The organism is Microbulbifer variabilis (assembly GCF_023716485.1).
Classification (GTDB): Bacteria; Pseudomonadota; Gammaproteobacteria; order Pseudomonadales; family Cellvibrionaceae; genus Microbulbifer; species Microbulbifer variabilis_B.
Map to the genome: position 1 here is coordinate 3502619 of NZ_CP092418.1, position 20158 is coordinate 3522776.

Consider the following 20158-nt stretch of genomic DNA (forward strand, 5'->3'; position numbering starts at 1 on the left):
GATCGACTTCACCTTAGCTTAAAATCTGAAAGTTTTGGCCTGTCAGCAGACTCATACGTAATTTTTGCCTTTACATCATCTAAACTCTTTGCTTCAGAAAATTCTAACAAAGTCTTATTGAACGTTGAAAACCCTTTTGGACCACATATCTCCAAGCAACCAGCTGTCCCAAACGTTTCCCTTTCATTATCTGGTCCATCATGAATTAGAAAGTTATCATAAACTATCCAAGCACCATTTTCGTCAGTATTGGCACTATGTATCTCATATTCTGGATACCAATCAATCGTATGAGTTTGCTTATCCGCCAAGCCTGCAACTGACATTTTTCCATCCTTATTTCTCGGCCCAAATCTTATCACCTCAAAAGTTTTTGATTTATCTCCCGTAGTAACAGTTAAATCATACAGTGGGGCTTGGTAAACTTTATTAGGGTCACCGTCAGGATAAGCCCAACTCGACGCATAGTTTCCATTTGGTGTTCCACTTACAGTTATTTTTACCTCCTTTGGCTTGGAAGGTTCACCACCACAACAATCAGAACCAGAACCAGCTTCTACAACCGACTCTCCCATCGGATCTATAAAGTTAATCGGATTATTCCGCGCATAGCGATAAGGCGTCCAACGCTGTGGATCCGTAAAACGTCCCGAGTGATTTAGCACCGGATCCGGGCTGATAAAGGTACCAAAGTCAGACTGCAGGTAGCGACGCTCGAAGTAACCTAACCCCGTAGATTCATCCAGCTCTTTACCCGCATAGCGGTAAGGTGCTGCGGTACTATCACCGAAGACATTTTCCAGCTCGCCGTAAGACTTATAGGTAAAGGCATTAATGATCTTGCCAGCCTTATCCAGAGTCAGGTCGGTAGAACCTACGTGCGTGTGCAGGTAATACTCAGTCGGCGTGAACACTTCTCCACTCTGGTCACTGCGGGCAATACGTTTCTGGCCAACACTGATGTACTTCAGTAATTTGCCATCACGTACTTCACTATCTCCGTCGATATACAGAGTGACGCTGCGAGCTCCGCCTGTACGTTCGGTGATTTTAAAGCGGCGCTGGTGTTTAAAGTCATAACCGTACTGGTCAGCAGCTTGCTTATTACCGGCATAAGTCAGGCGCTGGTCGTGGTCCCAGTGGTAGGTCTGGTCGCCGGCTTGCGTACGATTACCGTTGTCATCGTATTCAATCAGGCCTTCAGCCCAGCTCAACGCTTGGGGTCCGGGCAGGCTGCCACGGCTGCTGCGGTTGGAGGCGCCAGTGTTGCCATTGTCATGGCTGCCGCCGTAACGCAGATCTGTGATCTGGGTATTTCCAGCGGTGGCCATATCTGCCAGGTCGACACTCGCGCGACCCACTTGCAGCAGGTTGCCGATTTTGTCGTAGCTGTAATAAACCTGCTCGATATCGTCGGCAACGCCGGTCAGGCGATAGACATCGTCGTAGCTGTAGACAATATTTTTTGCCAGGGAGGCTGCCTGAGCACTGGTTGCGCCGAGTTCGGCAGCCATTGCGGCGAGAGCGTCACTGGGGCGTTGATCGTCGATACCGAGTACATTGGAGACGGCATCAAAACGGTAATCCCACTGTTGCAGTGGCAGGGCGTCCCCGCTGCGCTGGGTGCGCAAGCCAGCCAGTCGCTGGCGCTCGTCAAAGCCCCAATCAGTTTCAACACCATTGGCCAGCCCTTGGTGCTGCAAAACCCCATTGGCGGTATAGTCCAGGCGTTCCACCACTCCCGGGATGCGCTCGAGCAGGCCGCGGGTGTTGTATTCGAAGTTCACCCGGCTATTGTCGGGGTAGAACTGCTGTGTCATACGCCCAGCACTGTCATAGGCGAAGCGCGTGGTGTAGAGGGGGCTGTCAATTTGTGGGCCGGTAATCTTGCGCTGGCGCTGTACCACTCGGCCGCGTGCGTCATATCCCCATTGCTCGAAGCCAGCTTGGTCGGTCACTTTGGCCAGGCGCCCAAGCAGGAAGGCACCGCCCTCTTCGCCGCGCTGGTCGTACTGGTAGCTGACTACCGGTGAGGTGGAGCCCAGCTGCAAGCCCGGTTGCCAATTTGCGCCGCTGGGAGCTTCTCCTCGCGGCGATAATTGATACTCGGCAAAGAGACGGTTGGCGCCGTCGTAGCGATAGTGCCGCTCCTGCCCCAGGGCATCGCGGGTGGCCAGTAGGTTGCCGGCATCGTCAAAGTACTGCCAGCGCTGTCCGCGGTTGGGGTCGTCCAAGAAGCGCATACGCCCCAGGTCGTCGTAGTGCATGGTGCGCACATTATTTTGCGCATCCTGCAGGCGGGTAAAATTACCATTGAGGTCGTAGTCGTAATAGGTGGACCAGGTGGCACCACCGATGCCGCCCTGGGTATTGGCTCCAACAATTTCATCCACTTGCCTCAGGCGGTACTCACCCTGCGCCGTTTGCAGGCCATCAAACACCAGTTTTTTGGCGGCGCCATGGTGAACACTGTTCGCACGAGTTTGCTCTTCATCTTCCAGCACCTGTGCCATGGGCAAATAGGTGATGCGATTGAAGACACTTTCCCCACTTTGCGCGGTATAGGGCTGATAAACCTCCTGGGTACGCCCTTGGGCGTCGTAAAGATATTGTCGGTGGTGCTGGCCTTTATCATTAGCGCGATAGGCGAGCCCCTGGGCAAAGTAAGGCAGTGCGGTCTGCACTACTTGGCCGCGCGCATTAAAGTTACTGTGATCGCTGACCACAACCTGTCCCGGTTGCTCGGCTTCACTGCGCACCATCAGGGTGCGGCCCAGACCGTCGTAAAAACGGCGGCTGTCGATGGTACCGCTAGCACCACTCCGCTCGCGCTGGCGAGTCTCTACCCAGCTGATACGGTGACCATCCACCATCTGCGCCAGTTGGTAATCGTACTCAACCGTGGGGAGTTGCAGGCTGTCCCCTGGCTTGGCCATGGCAGTGAGGCGCCCGTGGCTGTCGTAACCATATTGGGTCTGCTGTCCGTTAAAGTCGGTGTAGTCGGTAAGTACACCCAGACCTTTGTCGTAACCCGCACGAGCGGTGAGCCAGCGGCTGCCGGTATGCAAACCCACTTCTGTTGGGAAGGTATGATATTGCGAGTCGTAAGTGACTTTGGTTTGGTGGCCTGTGTTGGCGTCCCACAAGGGGTCATAACTTTGAATGCGGTTGCCGAAGGCATCGTAGCGGTGGCGCTCTGCGGCAACATAGGCATCTGCACTCTCAGCATCGTGCCAGAGTCGACGCAGGGTCAGGTTGCCCTTGGAGACCGCGCCTAAATTACCAGCGGAGAAACTTTCATCATCGTAGAACCACTGCTCTTTGGCCACAGCGCGGCCCGATAGGTCGGTAACCTTGCGCTCTAGCGGTAGGTGCAGGAACCAGTGGCCCTGTGCAGAGGCGGATTCCGCACTGAAGCGCAATTGGGTAATACGCTCGTCCTGCCAGTTGCCATCGGTACGGCCCAGCTCTTTGATATAAGTGGTATTGCCGTAATTATCGTAGTCATACTCCCAGGCAAGGGTCACTGGGGTACCGCTGCCTCGCTCCAGCATATGCTGCTGGCGTTCGGTCATAGCCGCAAACTCGACTTTGCGGCTTTCCTCGGCATAACCGGACAGCAGTTGGCGCAACTCCCACTGATTTTCCTCTCGCCAGAAAATTCCGCCGAAGGCATCGCGGGTTTCTATTTGTTTGATCTTGCCCTGTAGGGCTTCCTGTTCGGTGCCATCGGCTTTTTGGCCCAGGTGGAATTCGTAGCGGGTTGCCAGTGTCGGGGTACTGGCATCGCCCACGCGACGCTCTTCACTGTGTGCAAAGCCCTGGAATTCTTTATCGGCAGCATCGTAAAAGCCGTCCCAGTAATCCATCTCGGTGGTTTGCTGTTCACCACCGCGGCCATCATCCACAACAACGCGCTTAAGTACCTGCATTGCCACAGGGATACCCTGCGACCAGGAGCTGTTACCCTCGCGGTCTCTCACCATCTCCTCGACAACAGAGCCGTACTCCAGGGTCGTCAATGCACCCAGGCCATTGTCGATCGTTTTTAGCTGATTCGGTTGCTCATTGGGGAATAGCTCTGCGAAATAAAAAGTATTAGCACCGCGACCGGGGCTGTACCAAACAATATCCGTAGAGCCGTTACCATTAATATCGACTAGGCGCACCTCTTCGGGAGCCACATTGCCTTGGGCCTGAATCAGTTGTGGCTGGCTAAATTGAGCTAATTGATGTTGGTTGCTGTTCAGGCCCTGGTTAAGCCAGATGGATACATGGGTTCCATTCAGATACACCAGGTCAGCGCGGCCGTCGGCATTGATATCAGTAACACGAACATTCTTGAGGTTGTGTAACGTATCGGGACTATTGGCAAACACTACTGCGGGAGCAAAACCCTGCAGGCCACGGTTAGCGTAGTAAGCCGCGTAGCCATTGCTAACCCAAACCAGATCAGGCAGACCATCTCCGTTCATATCCCGAAGAAAGACATTGGGATCACCCAAACGCACTCTCTGGCTATCTGCAGGTATCGGTAATTCGATGGGCTGCGACCAGCCATCGGGGTGGTTCAACTGCACTATATGAGATGTAACCTTCCCATTAGTGCTAGCAGAGGTTGTAAAAACGTCAATGCGCTTATCGTTATTGATATCCACCATTTCAACGTTTGGACTGTCCAGGGGAATATACAGGCGATTGAGTGCCCCGCTATACTGCCAATTATGCGTTTCATCCAAGTGGAAGTAATCAATACTGCCGGAATTGTACTGCAGCATATTAACCAGCCCGTCACCATCGATATCAGCCCAGGTAACGGCGGGATTAGAAATTCGGCTATAGGAAAAAGTACTCATTTCGCGATAGTTCTGCCATTGCGGCAGGCCATCGTCCCCTGGACCTAGGTTGAGCCAGTAGCTGTCTTTATTCGGTGCGGTGTTAATAATATCCGGCAGTCCATCGCGGTTAATATCCAAGAAGGCAACGTCGGGGTTATTCAGTGGTACCTGACTCGCAGCCGGCATCGGTGACATAAACACCTGATCCTGCTGATAGTGGGTGTAGCCATAGCGTACTGGTGGCAGGGTTACCGTAGATTCGCCCTCGCCTGCACTGGAATGGACTTCCTGTAACAAAGAGAGGCTTTGCCATTCCGTTAGCGGCTGATAGGAAAATTCGTATTTACGTAAGTGGCGCCCGGCAAATTGTGTTTCCACGCGCTGCAAGCGATAAGCGGTTTTAATCTCAAAACCCGCTTTATAATTTGTTAGGATGTCAGGGCGGTCTTCATAGTGAAACTGCACCGCCATATCGCCATTCGTATTATATTGAATCCTGTCCAGATAAATCTGAACACCATCATCCAACTTGCGATATTGATAGTCGATACGATTGCCATGGGTATCTTCTACCGCCTCTAGATACCAGGAGAATACCGATGTGCCGTTGTTGCCACTGACTCGGCTATTAGAGTCTTGCCCCAAATACCAACGCAGGCCGTTGGATTGAGTCACCAGCCAACCCTTCGACAGACGCTCGTAGCGAGCAAAATCGCTGGCATTTTTGGTGCGATAAACACCGTCTTCCACCAGAACTAATTCTTCGCCCAGGTGATTGATAAACGTATCAAACTCATCAAACTCATCGGTGCGACCATCGCGGTCGTTATCCTGCCGATCAGTCTGACCCCACTCTGAATAATTAGGCAGGCCCTTGTCGGTTTGACGCTGGATATAGGGAATAACCAGTTTATGCCCCAGTCCCAATAGCCCGTTACCAAACCCGCTGTTGTATTCCAGTGATACATCCGGAGCCAGTCCATTGCGCCCAGGGGGCACAGCCAAGTTCACTAGACGTGAACTGGTGCCGGTATTTAAATTAGGGGTGAAAGCCTCACCGAGCCCGGAGATACTGCCCGGACCTGTCGGCAGATTGAGAACGGGCGCTTGCAAAGCGGTGTGTTCATTGGCAGCAACAGCAGCCGTAGATGACACAACCATGCAGCAAGACAGCAATAATTTGCGCAGCATAAGCATCCTTGTTTAACAAAAAGCGCTTTATAAAAAGCATCTTAAAAATTAATTCTTTTTTATTTATAAATAAATATTGATGATATTTAGTAACTTCTCCTGTAAATAGAGGAGCAATCCAGGGGTATCAATGCCACTGGATTGCCAAGAAGGTTCTCTATTTTTTAGAAGTTAGACTGATTGGATTAGTGAATTACTGGCTGCTTCAGCAATAATAGCGGACCAATATCATCATCACCACAGGTATCAAAATTTCTTGATTTATAGCGATGATTGAAGATCAGTTCAATATCCTTAATCGCATCAATATCTACAAGCTGACCAAACCGATCTTTCAATTGAATCGATAAGCGCCAACCTGTTGCGGCGACACTGCGCTCCTTGAAGACGCTAGTAATCGTGGAATTGGAGCCAGAACCGGTGTTAAACGTATCCAGATTTGCAGACATAAATACGCGATAACTATCACGGAAGGCTAAATTGCTACCTTCCCCGGTATCCCAGAAACGAGGACTATGGGTAATTAACTCACCTTGAATGCCCACATCACCTTCGTTGTCCACCAAAGTACCTGGCGTTTTACTACGTAGGAAGCTGGTACCTCCGTAGGTTAAGAACGCTGGCACTTCAGTTTCATTAATAAGGCTATACTTGACTGGAATATTGAGTCCAATAGTCTCAATTTTATCCAGGTATGTACCTCCGGCTGCCAAGCAAGTCAGATCATCATCGTCCGCAATTACAGGCCCCTTGAAGAAAGTACTGCGTGGTAACTCCTTCGCAGTACTAAATTCCACAGTTACCCAAATGTCTTCACGGATAGAACGCGATAACAAACGCAGTTTTTCCTGAAAAGCTTTCTCAGAGCTTAACAAAGAGCCATTCTGCTGCTCAGGATCAGGGTGTGGATAGCTTTGCGTGATACCACTGATAAGATCCACATAACCGAACACATCGTCCTTAAGCGAGAATTTATCCGTTGCCTGCTGAGTGCCATTCAGGTCACGCAACTGATCGAAAGACAACATCTCACTGTGGAAATCCCTCAGCTCCTCAGCATTACGCAAGCCATAAATAGCCTCTTTCCTATATCCACTACTGGGACCAACAAAAGGCTCCTGCCACTTGTACTCTAGTGCACTAACCGTGTAGAACAACCATTTCTGCGCTTCTTCAAAGTGACGTTCCGCACGCAGCATTTCTGTAGTCAGGCGACTGGCGTGAATCGGGTCAGCAAAATAACGCTCTGCCAGGTTAGCGTTGGTGGTGAACATCTGGCTCATAACCCGCTGTGCCTGATTAAGCATACCGATCAGGCGCTCAACTTCCTGCTCTACGGTCGCTTCTGCCTGGGCAATATCCAGAGCGATGGTATTCGCTTCCAGCCACATGGTGCGCACACGTGCACGGCTTTCCACATCAAGCAGTTTATTCGTGCTGTCATTCAGCTTCGCTCGCTCCTCTGCGCCCAGGCGAATGCTCAGCGCCTCCAGTTTACCAATCTCTTTAATACTCTTGAGATTCTTATGGCTGGAAACTACCTGACCAATACCCTGCTTCATAGTGCTTGTATCCCCGGTGAAATACGCTTTGATCGCGCCACCCACCACTTTCAGGAAGCCACCCCGCTTTCTGGATTTCTCCGCTTCTTCACGAATATTGGTGATCTGCTTCGAAATGGATTCCTGCTTGGAGCCATAATCCAGGATGATCTTCGACATGCCGTCGACGATACCCTCTTCTTCCGCGCGTCGCTCAATTTCAATTTGAATCGTATCCAGCAGATTTTCCATACGCTGCAAATTATTACTCAGCGCAATTTCCGCGAGCTCGATGTTTTTCGCCTGTAGCGCAATTTCACTACCTTGCTGCGCAGACTCTTCAATAATGATGCAGTCTTGGTTAAAACAATTACTCGGGAATTCCAGGCCCAGCAAGCTGTACAACCAGTTGCCCAGTTGCTGGTGACGATCGGTATATTCCGTAGCGAGCTTATCGGCGCTGTGGCGATAGTTCTCATAGCTGGTTTTTGCTGCTACCAAACTGTTTTGCGCTGTGGCAATAGGGCCACTGCTTTCGTTGCCCAGAAAGTCACTCAGTGCATCGAAGGAGTCAAACACGGTGTTGCCATCAATACCGTAGCCCTGTACCAGCAACACAGCATCCTGGGGCAGACCCAGAATATTGGTTTCTCCAGTGAGCCAGCTCACTGAGTTTTCCAAATCGCTGATATGGGTATTCCATTCGGATACAGCTTCAGGCAGGCCGGAGAAACCTTGCACCTGGGTAAAGTCGACATTCGGAAAGATCGCACGCAACGATGCCTCTTTGGCAATCAGCTCACTGCGCAGCGTGTCCATCTCATCAACCATTTGCGCCAACAAGGTGGTATTGGTCTGTCCGGCTACGACGGCCAAACGCGCTTGCTGCACTTTAGTAGAAACCAACTTGCTCATTAGCTGATAGAGCATGGTGACATCTTTGTAACCGGTGAACAGTAATTCTGCCGGGGTTACATCTTTTTGTGCCAGGTCGTTGGGGTCGTAGTAACGGGGGCTGATTTGGCCACGGGTAGGGCCCCACTGCGCTAAAAACTCCGGTGCATAAGCCAGCAGGGAGTTGTATTGCTCCAGGGCGTCTTTCAACAACTGGTGTGCGGTTTCTATATGACCAACTTCAACCTCCACCGCTTCGTTACGCAGGCGGCTGATACGAGCATTATCCAGGGCTTCATTGGCCAGGATCATTTCCGCTACCGCGCGATCGTAGTAAACATCCAGCGTGAAACGCTGCAGGTTTTCATTGTCGGGATGATGGGTCAGCTGCTCAAAAATAAACGCTTCCACATCAGTGGCGAGGTTACGCTCAACAGTGTCATACAGGCTGGAAAATTCAACCGTGGCTTCACCACTGGCATAAGGGTTGATGACCGTATTGGTGTCGGTATCAACGATATACATCAGGTCCAGGTAGCGGAAGGCCGCTTTATCACGGGAGAAAATACCTTGAGCCGGATTATGTTGAGCTGCCGGTACTTGATCGGCTTCATTGTAATAGAGTTGCTTACGGATCTGTACCGTTGGATCAACTTCAACAGTAACTGTAAAAGTGTCACTGAAGTCGGATGAACCTGCCTTGTTAGCAGCTTGGACACGATAATCGTGGGTACCGTATACGAATGGAGAGGCATTGTAGTCATAAACATTACCAGAGCCCGAGTATACAGTTTGCCAAGCCGACTCACTGTTACCATTAATACGTTGCTGCAAGAGGTAGCTATCGGCGTTATCGACCGATGGCCAGTTCACTGTATAACCCTCACCAGTAGAAGAAGGCAAAGTGATATAGTCTGGTACTACTGGTGGTTGCAGTATGGCAACAGTAGAACAATCTTGCGGAGAATAACTGGACTGATCGCTAGAGGTCAGTGCTCGAACCTTGTAGCAGTACTGTCCATTACTCAAGTTTGTGATAGTGAATTTTAGATCAGTACCAAGATAAATTTGCTTGCCAGTATTATCCAACACCTCATATTTAACTTCGAGGCCGCCTTTATCCACTTTTCCCCAATTTAGGGTAAGCTTTCCTTTCCAACTCTCCGCTGAATCTATTGACAATACCGGCACACCTACGTCGCGATCGACCTTAACTGTTACCAGTGAGGAATAATCGGAACAGGCATATTTATTTTCGTTACAAGCGCGTACCTTATAGCTGTATGTACCGTTATTAATATCAGTAAAACTCTTACTCAGGCCCGAGCCACTATAAATAGATGAACCGTTAGCATCCAAAACCTGATAGATAGCGGCAAATTGCATGGCATTCCAGCTAAGTGTGTATTTACCATCTGGGCTGTTCTTCGTTGATAGGCTAGGAGTAGGTACTCCAGGGCGATAAGAGACAATCAAATCCCCTCCTTCACGATAACCAGAGCAGGTAGTATTACAAGCACGCACTCTATATCGATAGTTGCTTCCATGACTCAATGAAGAAACAGTTCTGCTGGTAGCGGAACCAGAATAAATATTACCCGACCAGCTTCCATTATCCTTGCGTTGCTGTAATTCATAACGAGTGGCCCCGCTACTGGCAGACCAGCTTAGATTTGCACTGCTAGAGGGTGTATAGCTGGGTACACTGATGGAAGATGGAACCGATGGAGTATGCTCTACCTTCATAGTTCCGCCGGTCTTGTAACCACTACATATGTTAGAAACACAAGCGCGTACACGATACTGGTAGTTGCCATTGGAACGGCTGCTTTCAGGGAAGCTAGTCCCTGATGAGCTATAAACTCTATTCCAAGAACCACCATTCAGGCTGCGGTAAAGCTCATACTTACTTGCGTGAGTAACTGAGGACCAGCTAATCGGGTAGGTTCCATCACTATCGAAAGAGGTATAACTAATACTGGAAGGCACTGGCAACTGAGTTACCACATTAACAGTATGTGTGGCGATGACAGTTTCATACTCTATAGTATCCCCCCTACATAGCTCGGGAGCTCTCAAAGCATTCCGGTTAAAATCGTCGTCTGGGATACACTCCTCAAACTCATGCCAGTATTCATAATGATAGGTACCAGCAGAAAGCCCAGATATCGAAACAAATTTATTTGACGTTCCCCATGAATTCAGGGAGAGAGTTCGTACATAGTTACCGTTTTTATACTCTTTCAAATATGTTCGACTCAAGGAAAATGAAGCATCTACCGGCATATACTCCAAAGAAAAGTTCCCGTCAGTATCCACACTAGGACCATCCAGGTAATCTCCATATGCAACTGCACTAGCAAAAACTAGCTGCAGTACAAATAAATTACGAATATAAGTAAACATTTATCAAACCAAGTTATTATAATTTATCTAGATAAAACACTGACAAACATCAGAATCTAATCCAAACTTTTCAAAAACATCTGTAAAATAATAAATACCCTCCAAACACCTCCCACTGAAAACATATTTAACTTCAAAACCACAAAACCTTGAATACTCACAGAGAGAAACCACAAGAATTAGAGGCACACAAGAATATAAGCAACTTTTACGACCAAGTCGCCAAATTCATTCTTACAGAAAATTACATTTCTTAAATACAGTACTAGTTTTCAACTACCATTCCGTTGATAAAGAACATTCCAAAAAAGTGCAACTGAAGGAAAACTTATAAATAGCAACAAGGTTAATCTCACCCCCAGGCAGATTAACCTTCAGAAATTTTGAAACTTTAGTGGTAGAACTACAATTTATTCTTTAATGCCACCTTAAGTGTCACAAAAAGTCACTCTATATAATTATTGCAGATGCTTGGCGAGTGAATTTTATTTTCACATTGATCAATCATCCCCATCTTTCATCAAAATGCCTTGCTGCATCCGGGCCAGATAAGAGCACTTTTCCAATACTCTAATTGCATTGCCAAGCAACTCAGGAAGGGACACCGAAAGCGCGGCATTAAGGGGTTTCTCAGTTTCCAATGTGGCCATCCATTACGGCCTTAAACCCAGGTAATAAAGGGCTACCTTTGCGAATCAACCGAATTTTTCACTCTCTCGCATCTTCACCTAATGACACTCGTACCAATCTTTACTTAATCACACTCTTCATAACTTGAATTACTGCCAGCTGAGATATATTTGTGCTTGCTACCACCTCAGAAATGGTAAAATTACCTTTGTTTATAAGTGCACGTATTACAGGGAAGTAGCGAGACTTGTAATTACCCAGGTCGCATTTTTATGCTTTCAGTAATTTACGTTGCTGCTCTTTATCAGACACATCATCGAGATGTGCATTGCGCTCATCTAACCCAAATTTCTCAAGAATACCGTACATAGTGAGATTTCCTGGACTGACTCCTTAGATCTTAAAAAATGCCCTTTCAAAAAAATATTGATAGACCAAGGTTTAAAATAAATGGCGTTGACAGCGAAGATTGAAACTGCCACAACCCCCAGAAATAGTACTCCACTGAACCACTTACCTATCTTTGTTATCATAATCAGTCCTTTTATTTTATCCCCCTCATTTTCACTACATCACCTAATCAGCACAATCATTCCGACTATACAATACGCTCAACCACCTGGATTATCCGACAAAACGAAGCCCACACATAACTTAGAGTGACAAGCGTCTCAAGAAAATGGGCTTTGTTTCTTCGCAACTCATCGGCGAATAAAAATCCCAGCTTCCCAATAGAAGTAGAAGATTATGAATTTATATAGTGCAGTTTCACTATCATTATCCAGAGTATCACTACGGGAATGGCGAAATGATGGCACAAGGTGGGCCTTCCAGGCTGCCATTATCCGTAGCCGAAGCAAGCTACCATTTGAGGAGTCACTACATTATCAGCTCAATACTAACGTTAATCAGAGGCTGAAAGCGGGTCATCAACTTAATGGTCACAATCTAGAGCAGCACGTTTTCAAACCCCTATACTTTAATATTTTACTAGTGGGATCAGCATAAACTATAAGTATCTGGCACACCTGTAAGCTGTACTATGCATCCGCTGCATCGGCCAGAGAGGCATCTGGTTAATTAGCATGTAGGATAGCCTGCTACTCTCAGCGTTAGCAAACTTCGTATAATCAGCAGATCATATGCACAGCGTCATTGGAGGACAGCTTATAAAAAAGAGAAGGCCATACTGACCATGCACAAACAGGTTCACAAAGAGTTCATGTGTCTAAATGGTCATATATTTTTTGGACCTAATGCAACTTGTAATGAAATCTGCAAAGAGACAGGAAGTAAAACAGAATTCACATAATCTATCGATGCGAAGCAATTCATAATTGTCAAAGCACAGCATTGTAAAGTTAAGTAACTCACTCTTAATACTATGAGTACCTGTCTGAAGATTGACAGAAAAAACTTTGGTCTAGATTTTATTGTCCGAGATATACATGGCCACTTGTACCAATTAGATAAACAACCGCAAGAGGTTGCTTTTGATCCATCCTGTAACCGTCTGTTTTGCCTTGGAGATATGAACGATAGAAGCCCTAGCAGCGAGTCTTTACTCACGCTTATTGATCACAAAACCTACTTCAATATTTTAGGCAATCATAAAGCCATTGTAATTGCCAGACTAGAGAATCCTGATACGGCGCCCAGGCATAAACCCAACGAAGGTGAGTAGTTCTACAAATTGAGGATGAAAGAGCATCAGCAGTTAGTAAATCAGATTAGATGCTGGCCTTGGGGTATAGAATTAGATACAGGAAACTAACGTTTTGGCCGGATCCATGTGGGCGTCCCCAATAACAGCTAGCCACTCACGCAAAGCACCCTAACCGACATTGATAAAGCCTTGGTCCACTGGAGTATCGATCGAAGAGGAGGAGGCGATTGTAAGGCCTCGGGGAATTTTCTATGGGGCCGATCCCCGGTAAGCAGCTATAACAGTACCTGCTCGGCATGGGCGGCGCGAAGCGTACAATATAAAAATACAAACGTTATTTTCTAGAGCGCTTGGACACAATCCCCTCAGCCAACCTAGCCTATCCCCTAAAAATCTATTACCGCATAGTTTGGGCTGATGAAACAGCTATCGAAGATCTGCATTTTTAATTTACCAAATACACAAGATATCGAGCGACTCAACAGCCTTAGACAGAAGTCCAATATCGTTGAGTACGAAATCGGCTAAATTCGCTTTCGTTTTAGTGGTCAAGCCTCAGGAAGCGCTCTTCATAAAGCTAGTTGAACTGAGGGAGTAGCAATGACTTGTACGACTCTATCTTGCTGGAAGCCAGCGTACTCATAGAGGAGGCTAGCTTTCGACAAAATCTCATAGTTTCGTGCAAATAAAATGGCGACGAAAAGGTGTGCTTAATCCTGCCACGTCATCGCATGAAAAATGTCGCGTAAAGCAAGCATAAATCTAAATTTCTATGCTATAGGTTCTCACTCTGTAAGTGAGCCCAATTCACTTGATGTCCCCCCAGATAACAAAATGACACGAATAAAACTCACACGCAAACGCTCTGCCCAGGGGCCCTAGGCTACTGGCCGAGGCACAGCATCACTTGGAGACTCCCCATGAAGAACGATGAAGTGACACCTGAACGCACGGAAGAGGTTGAGCCGACTACCTTGCCTGGCGACACGACTGCACTCACGCCGGTACCCATGACTGTTGTCGAGGTCACTAATTGGCGTTACCAGCGCTTAAGCTGCTTCTGGGGTGGGCCGAAGGGGCTCGATTACGGTTTATTGCGCGGGCATCAGGATATTCAAGTCGCGAATGCCTACCCGGATCAAAATTCCACCTATTTCGTCGGTCAGTTCAAGTTGCCAAAAGGCGCTTATCTGAAGCTGCGAGGACATTACGGTCACCTGCGTTATTTCTCACTCACCATCGCAAACAATTTGCCGGGCGGAGTACAGGGGAATGGCACTTACTTGCGTGACGACCAAATCGTGCCCGATGAGGGCTCAATCAACCCTTTTATGTCGCCCAATAGACGCGATGTGCAGACAGAACGCCGACGCTACACGGTATATATCCGCTCGGGGCAAGCTCCTCGCAAGCCGCGCCCCAATACACTTTATACCGGTACCAACTCTGAGCGAGCCAGCATCCACCTCGCGTTTCGTAACTATATGCCCGACAACGGCTATGATGGCACAGGCAACGTACGTATGCCGCCTCTTGAGGAGCGCGGGCTGCCAGTTGAGCTGGGCCTACCAACAGTCACGCTGCATCTTCCGGAAGCCCCGATCCAGAGCGAAGAGGGCTTGTACAACAGCGACGATACGGTGCTAACAGGCGAGAGAATGTGCCGTACATTATTGGCTTCTAAGGAGGGGCAGAAGCAGGAATTCCCGACTAAAGAGTGGCTTCAATTGATCGAGGATTCCTGGGACCGGGTCAATGCACCTGCCATGCCCGCCCCCATGTTCCAGCGATTCTGGAATATGGATTACAGTGTCAAAGGCGCCTTCATCCCCGATCCGATCAAGCGGGTTATCCGTTGCCCTGCAAGCAATGACGGTGCATGGCTGAACAACCCCGACACTGTATACATGGTTGGACTGTTCTCGCTAGCTTTTGGCGAGGTCGTGGTGATCGAAGGTAAGATGCCGACTTTTCCTAAAACCAAGCATGGTCAGGTGAGCTGGCCCGAAGAGCAAACCCAGGTACGCTACTGGTCTCTTACCACTGGGGGCACGGCGCCGTCGGGTCTGGGGTGGTCGACAATCTTCGATGAAGAGATACCACTGGTTGAGGATCGTAAGTTCACTATCGTCATGAGCCGGGCGATCGATCGGCCCAAAAATGCAGACCGCGAGCACGGCGTCAAATGGATTGAGTTCGGGGCTGGCGAGGGACATTACATCGGCGCTCGCAGCTGGGTCAACTGCGTCTACATACGCTACCAGGCGTCACTGAGCAACTACGACTGGCCAAACTCACCCCTCAATATTCCGATACCTACTGAAGAAAATCCCGCGCCTATGGACAGCCTGGTCATGGGGCCCTACTACCCTACTGCGAAGTACATGTCGAAGAAAGAGTTTGAGCGGCTTGCTTAAAGGAACTGCAATTCCTCGATAGTAATTCAACTTTGCCAAACTCCAGCAAGCGAAACTGGCACGCCATGTCTTTAATGAAACCAGGAGTAGCCACATAACATGGCCAAACGATCGCCGGTAGGCGCGATCTTTTCGGTAACCGCTTTCGCGGTTACCCGGCCATCACAAGAACTTTACCGGGGAAATACTCGGCACTGGTCTCGATGCTCTGCTGGCTGCCCCGAATTTCAGAGTCACAGGCAAAAGCCCTTTTCGATACCTTTCTTGATCACAGCTTTGTGACAAGAGCAGTAACAGTGGAAACTGAAGCTTTATCGACTCATTACTTAAATTGCACAATGATAAACTGCCCCTAGCTTGTATAAACAAGCTCCAATATTGACAGAGCTTCTCTAATAGCAACTAGAGACTCTAGGCCAAAAATAGGCTAAGCCAACAGATAATGTACCTATCTAATATAAACGTCGTTAGATAGAGTAAATCTGAGCGTTATCTACTATAAAAATCAACCCGTAACCAGTTGATTTTATTGAGGTTTTATACTGTATTATATGGTAGAGTTCGCAACAGGTTTCGGGCCAATGAATTACCACAAAAAGAAAAGTTGTCGCTCATAGAGAGAGGTACTGAAAACAAGCCTTCAAGCCGATTTTTATTGAGAGTACTTCGATTTACTCTCCAAACCATTCATAGACCTATGTTCTATAGAATCTCTCCCGCTCCTATCTACTACCGGGCAACACATCAAACCATCTGGACAGTATCTTGTATTCGCGCATAATGCCACGCATTGACTGTGTTACTGTTACACACTTATTCGAGCAGGCCTGTAAATATCAGCCTGCTACCAATCAGCCATTGCGAATTTATATATGAGTACTCCCAATCTAAATGAAGTAATTAACCAGAGTTGTGAAGACCGATACGAATATTTCCTGAGTGCAATCGGTGAAGAGCGGGAAATTTGGATATTAGTCGATAACCAAAACTGCTTCCTCAAAATACATACCGATGAGGACGGAGGTTTTGAATATTTACCCGTATGGCCTACGTCAGAATTTGCTAGCGCTTATGCTAAAGATGAAACCGAACTCACGCCTAAAAGTATTCCCCTGCCACAGTTTCTGAAGAAATGGCTCCCCGGCTTGAGAAAAGATAATATTGAAGTTGGTGTATTCCCCGCACCAGATAAAAGCGTATGGATTACTGGCACTGAGGAGCTGGAACACGACCTACGTGAAGAGTTGAATAATTTCTAATGTCACTAGCCTCAAACTGAGGTTCTATGGCAAACCTCTAACACTATAAAAAGAACTAATAAATAGCTACAAAGTTAACCGTTAACTCGCAATAAAAATCTCACATTCCAATGGGGTTTTTATTGCGTTTTTAGGAGGCTAACCCTCAGATGAGTAGCTTTAGTAGGCTCCCCGAATTGGATAGTTATTCTCCGGATTTCGAATAAACTCGATCCCCATCAACAAGGTCTGCAAGTCTGGTCTGGCGAAGGGTGCATTAGAAATATCAACGATTTGCAGCTTACCAGCCTCATTAATCACAAAAATCCCGGGTTCGGCAAAAGGCTTATCAGTTTCCTCTGGAGACCTGGGATTGGAGATATAGACTCCCAGTTGCTGCATCTGAGGGATGGATAAATTGTAACCTATCGGAAAATCTGGTTTGACCTCCTTCATTTGTTCAGACGCTTTCTCAGCGCTATCCGCTGACACAGCTGTCACATAAACGCCCTCTTCATGATATCTCGGCAGCAGCACATTCAATTCCCGTAAATACTTGGTACAGAGCGGACAGTGCTTACCTCGATAAACCACTACCATTTGCCAGGGGAAACTCCCTTCCGTTTTACCCAGCTGAATTTTTCCACCACCCAGCTTGGCCACTTCAATAGCAGGGATTTCAACACCCGCTGCCAACTTAAGATTGCCCATAAAGCCGCTCCATAAGACTACTGCCAAAGACACTCCATCAAGACTAGCCTTTTAGAACACGACTGACTTGAGAAGCCAAATGTAAAGAGGACTACATCGCCCACTCTCCAATGATAGAAGCTATAGTTATGACTAATCGGACAAAAAAATCAAATATTAAATACAGGTGAACATATGAAGTAACTCTTATCAGTTTTATTCTATTTGATACTCTTTAAAGGATATATTTTCACTGAGCGAGACTATCTACAGACATTACTGACAGGCACTGCCAGATATATATTTCCCTGGAATGAGTTCTTCGAACTATTCCGGTAAGCCCCATACAATAAACAATATAGATAGCTAATGTTTTGGAATACGCAGCATTTCCGAGGAAAAGATGACTGAATGGCACTGATAAGTAACAGCAGTTGATACCACCCACCTTGAACTTCCCCTAAAAAAAGCCCGCTATAAATAAGCGGGCTTTATCCTGTGAGGAAGCAGGAAGCGATTAAGCCCCCTAATGTGCCAAAAAAGGCACAAAAGTAAATCTAAAAATTACTGAGTACAGGCAGCAATACGACCAGCGCTGTTCTTACCAATACCGCAGTTCAGACCATTAGGAATGCCGGTATAATCTGGGGACATAATGCCACCATTACGCTGTGCATCGTGGTCAGTATAGAGGCTTGCCAGGTTATATGAACGCGCTGTGCCCTTGTGATCGTTGTCACAGGAGAAGATAGCGCTGCCATAGGCAATGCCCAGGAAGGTTTTATATTCCTTCAGGTCTGAATAGAGATTACGCTTGGCAGAACCGGAGCAGTTCATCTGGGATGCGAGATTAATATAACCATCGTCCTCACCAGCAAGCAGTATAGAACTTGCGGTTGCAACACCAGGGAAACCAGCATAACCACCAATGGTATATACGGGCGATGCCAAGTTAGTGCCCACATAGTTGCGCACGGAGTAAACATCATTAGTTTGCAGATAACGTACCGCTGAGCATTCACGACCGATAAATAGATCGTTAACCACGCTTTCGATCCAGCTACCATTACACAGGCGATCTACGAACTCGGTGCCTGTAATAGCTCCCCCAGTGGTAAAGATCGCAGCAATACCATTCATAGCTTTGTCGAAGTCAACCTCTACGGCATAGCGATCATCTAAACCGGCAACATTTCTGGTTTTAGTTTCCGTTTTACATCTCTTCCAAAACCAGCGGCCAGTACAAACCTTATTACTCTCAGTAATAGTATTACTATCAAACTGATTATAAGCACGATTGTAATAAGGAGACCCAGGCACTGCGTTACCAGATAAGTACATCATTTGTGCAGCGCCCTGGCTATGGGCAATCACCCAAAAAGTATCATCGGCTTTACATTGATTCTCATGTTGATAGCCATCTCCCTTACCGCTGCGAATATCGATAATCTGTCTGGCAATTTCGCCAGCTGTGCCATCATGCCAGTAAGGCATTTCACCTTCATCGGTGGAGTTATAACCTACAACTCCATAGTTGCCGCCATTGATTCGCAGCTGCTCAATAAAATTACTGCCGTTATATTTATCAAAGAAAGCTTCACTCCAATAATCTAGGGCTGGTTGCTCTAACTTACCCTGGGAGTTGGTGCGCTGTTTTATATGCCCTTCGGTACCATGTCCGTGAACCAGGATATAGCAGTTATCTGCCGCAGCAGATACGGAAGCAAATAGGCCAGCTAGTGCAAGTGAGAGACTCGCACCTAGTCGTTTACAAAGAGTCATTGTTGTTTCCTTATATTTATTTCCCGGCTCTAGATCACACTTCCCAAAAAATTATTTTTATTGGCCGGAGTCATTTTTGGACAGGGAAAGTTATCCGGGGATGCTCAACGGATATAGGACTTAGGGCGCCAAACGAGAACCGGGGGCGACAGGCTTGCGGACCAATCAGTCACATATTTGACTACCAGCTGCTAATCGAATTAACTCAAATCAAAACTGCCTTGATCCGTACTGATCCATGAGCCCAATGCAAAGAATATTGAAGTTACTATCCTCCTCTATTAACCCCCCTCCTTCTATCAAGAAAAAAACTTGCCAAGCCTATTGAGGCTCACCCTCCACCAGGCCCATTTAGTAAAGATTACGAGGTATCATCAAGTCATTCACAACCTTAGAGTTCTCAAAAAAACAATATAGAGATTAGGGCAACTATGCATTCCCCTGAGGAAGATATTCAAGACGGGGTAAAGGTATGGGGTGTTAGGCAAACGCTCTATATGGATATAAACCCAAAATATGAGATGAATTACATCGCTGATATCTGTGCAAAATCGAAGTATTCGATTCCATAGCTGGAGTCTATTTTGTTCCAGGAGGTACTACCCGCCTGCCGCTTTAACTTAATGATACGAACAGCTCCAGAAAGGAAAGGATTTTAGCTTCACAGGTTAACACATTAGATATTCAGCAAGCACCGCTTTGGCAAAGGAAGGCCGGTCTAATTTAGAAAATATACCTTGAAACTTTGCTTACCTATTAAACAAAAAAATAAATTTTGCAGAGTTCAAACAGAAACATGAAACTTATTCCACCATTTATAGAAAATGGCCCAGCAACAATACTGAGCACAAACTTACTATTCTTT

Annotated in this window: 6 protein-coding genes; 2 read left to right on the forward strand and 4 right to left on the reverse strand. The window is 47.2% G+C overall.

Translation table 11 applies throughout. The features are described from left to right. Positions 1–8: 8 nt before the first annotated feature. Both MJO52_RS15600 and MJO52_RS15605 read right to left on the reverse strand, forming a co-directional pair. Positions 9–6029, reverse strand: coding sequence for a toxin TcdB middle/N-terminal domain-containing protein (locus tag MJO52_RS15600; protein ID WP_252082872.1), 6021 nt, complete (start codon positions 6027–6029; stop codon positions 9–11). A 185-nt stretch (positions 6030–6214) separates the two neighbouring features. After that, the gene (locus MJO52_RS15605) at positions 6215–10870 is read right to left on the reverse strand and encodes a fibronectin type III domain-containing protein (RefSeq protein WP_252082873.1); all 4656 of its coding nucleotides are present in this window, start codon (positions 10868–10870) and stop codon (positions 6215–6217) included. A gap of 3546 nt (positions 10871–14416) precedes the next feature. On the opposite strand from MJO52_RS15605, the gene MJO52_RS15610 reads away from it, so the two are divergent. Together MJO52_RS15610 and MJO52_RS15615 are read left to right on the forward strand one after the other, a co-directional pair. Further along, on the forward strand, positions 14417–15583 hold the full coding sequence (locus MJO52_RS15610) for a hypothetical protein (RefSeq protein ID WP_252082875.1): 1167 nt from the start codon (positions 14417–14419) through the stop codon (positions 15581–15583). 872 nt (positions 15584–16455) lie between these two features. Then, complete coding sequence (locus MJO52_RS15615) at positions 16456–16842, forward strand: DUF2750 domain-containing protein (protein ID WP_252082877.1); 387 nt, start codon at positions 16456–16458, stop codon at positions 16840–16842. A 159-nt stretch (positions 16843–17001) separates the two neighbouring features. On the opposite strand, the gene MJO52_RS15620 is transcribed toward MJO52_RS15615, so the two are convergent. After that, positions 17002–17532, reverse strand: coding sequence for a redoxin domain-containing protein (locus MJO52_RS15620; RefSeq protein WP_252082879.1), 531 nt, complete (start codon positions 17530–17532; stop codon positions 17002–17004). A gap of 543 nt (positions 17533–18075) precedes the next feature. Next, positions 18076–19293, reverse strand: coding sequence for a hypothetical protein (locus MJO52_RS15625; protein WP_252082881.1), 1218 nt, complete (start codon positions 19291–19293; stop codon positions 18076–18078). Positions 19294–20158 lie beyond the last annotated feature (865 nt).